At 43.7% G+C, this 2,215-nt stretch carries 1 protein-coding gene; it reads left to right on the top strand.

Annotation, left to right across the window (positions count from 1 at the left end; genetic code table 11):
• Positions 1–515 precede the first annotated feature (515 nt).
• On the top strand, positions 516–2,018 hold the full coding sequence (locus tag SWH54_14415) for a hypothetical protein (GenBank protein ID MDY6792452.1): 1,503 nt from the start codon (positions 516–518) through the stop codon (positions 2,016–2,018).
• The last annotated feature ends 197 nt before the right edge of the window (positions 2,019–2,215 follow it).

Raw genomic sequence — 2,215 nt, 5'->3', positions numbered from 1 at the left:
AGGTAGCCAAGATTTGATTTACTACTGGCTGCCATCATTTTGAACGGTAGTAATTTAATGAACGAACATAACCAACCGGCTGGCTCGTAAAACCATGACTTTTCGTTCAGGCACTACTTAGGTTGTCAGGATGTAGCTGCCTGGGCTGAAGGGCCAGGTAAGTGTGATGGCAATATTTTAGCGGAAGTATCTGTTTTTTTGAATCAACCATGGTTTTTTAATGCATTTTTTACTAAAAACCTTCAGTCTTCAGCCTATTCACCTGAGTAGCTACAATTATATAAAAAAAATCCATCGTGTTGTCAAAAACAAAAAAACAGATCGTTTTTACGGGTTGACCCCTGTACAGAAATATTGCTATGGAGCTATTGCCTTGCATGAAAATTGATGAGAATATAAAAATCAAATCCATACTATTATTTTGCCATTGATTCTCAAGGGGGAAGCACATTGAAATAAATGTCAGGGATACTCTTTGTTTTATCCTGGTAAACTGATGAAAAAGGACAAAAAATATGAAAAAAATCGCATTTGCCGGAACGGATGGAAGAACTCTTTTATGTGCATTGGTTATTTCTACAGCTAAAAGCGAAATTTACTCCGAATCGTTTCAGGGAATAGTGATCCGGGGTACAACGGCGATGCCGAGGCTCACAGAGATGATGAGGTGGCCCGTTGAATTTATCAGCACGGACAGCAATTCCGTGCAAGACTATGCAAAGGTTATTATTAAGAATTTAAAGGAGGGGAATATCGACTACGTCATACCGATGCCTGAAGCACTTTTATTTGAAGGCCTGGTGGACGAAATTGAAGCCGCAGGATTCGGCGAGCATATTTTGGGACTCAATAAAGACGGTGCTTTTATTGAAGGGGATAAGATCCGGTGCAAACAATTGTGCCGAGAAGCCGGAATTCCGGTGGCAGAATCCTGGACCAGTGTGCATGCAAAAGACTATAACGAGGTATTGTCTATCTGTCTGAGCTATATTCACGATTTTGGCGGAGCCGTATTGAAGTTTCCATACAGCGCAGGTGGAAAAGGGGCAAGAATTATATTGAATTCATGGGAAATAAGAGAAGTCTATGATCAATTAATAAAGGATTATAAAGACAGCTACAAGAAAATGTTCGGCTCCAGGAATGAGTGGCCGCTTTTAATTGAATCCTTTATGTCCGGTGTGGAAATAAGCTTTACCATGCTGGTTGACCGGAAGGAAAATTTTCAAATTCTGCCCACGGCCATGGATTACCCCGAGCGTTTTGAAGGGCCGGCCAGCAAGAACAATCCGATTACGGGGGGCGTGGGGGCGATTTCTCCTCACCCGATGGAAACTCCGGAACTCATTAAAATGGCGGGGGAGGTGATTGCCAGACCGCTGATAGAGGAAATGAAGAAAAGAAAAATTCTCAGACCATGCATTTTGTATCCGGGCTGTTTCGTGTCTTTCGATTCCGCCAAGCACCCGACAAAGATTCGAGTCAGTGAAATAAATATTCGCCCCGGAGAACCGGAAGCCCAGCCATTGGCTCGCAGGGTAAGAAACCTGGGTTCCATGATCAAGGCAACCCTTGAAGGCAGCTTGCATGAAGTAGAACCGGAAGTAAGGGATGATCAACTGGCAATTTGTGTGGCTCTGGTCACCGGTCCTGGCGGCCCGGATGGTCAAAAGGGATACCCCTGGTCCTGCACCAAAGGGGAGGTGTTTGAGGTTGATCTCAAATATTTAAAAAGAAAAGGAATACAAGTTATTCCTTCGGCCATGGCCTATGTTGAAGCCGAAAGTTTATTTAAGTCTGATGGTACCCGAGTTGCGTTTTTGAATGCAAACATGACGGTTAAAGAGGGAGAAAAACGGGGTGAAGTGGGTGACCGGCTGAGAAAAAAAATAATGGCTGCGTTTGATAGCGGAAAGATCCGGGTCGTTCCCAGGGAAAACAGTGAGGGGAACCGACTGGATTTAAGAAGGGATATTGGCCGGCACTATCTTAAGGCGGACAAGATTTTTGCCTCGTAGATTGTTAAGGTAAATACCGCCAAAGCTGATGGGATGTCAGTAGAATTTATCGGAACACACCGGAAAAGAAAAACCCCATAATTACAGAGCTAAACCCCCAGCTAAGCTGGGGAGAATGGCAAAAGCTATGCTGAGTATTTAAAAAATGCTCCTTTTGGATTAAAGGTAACAGCGCTGATTCTGTGACCAAAATCCAA

The organism is Thermodesulfobacteriota bacterium, from assembly GCA_034189135.1.
Taxonomy (GTDB): Bacteria; Desulfobacterota; Desulfobacteria; order Desulfobacterales; family JAUWMJ01; genus JAUWMJ01.
The sequence above is the reverse complement of the archived record's forward strand: the minus strand, read 5'-3'. Positions and strand labels throughout refer to the sequence as shown.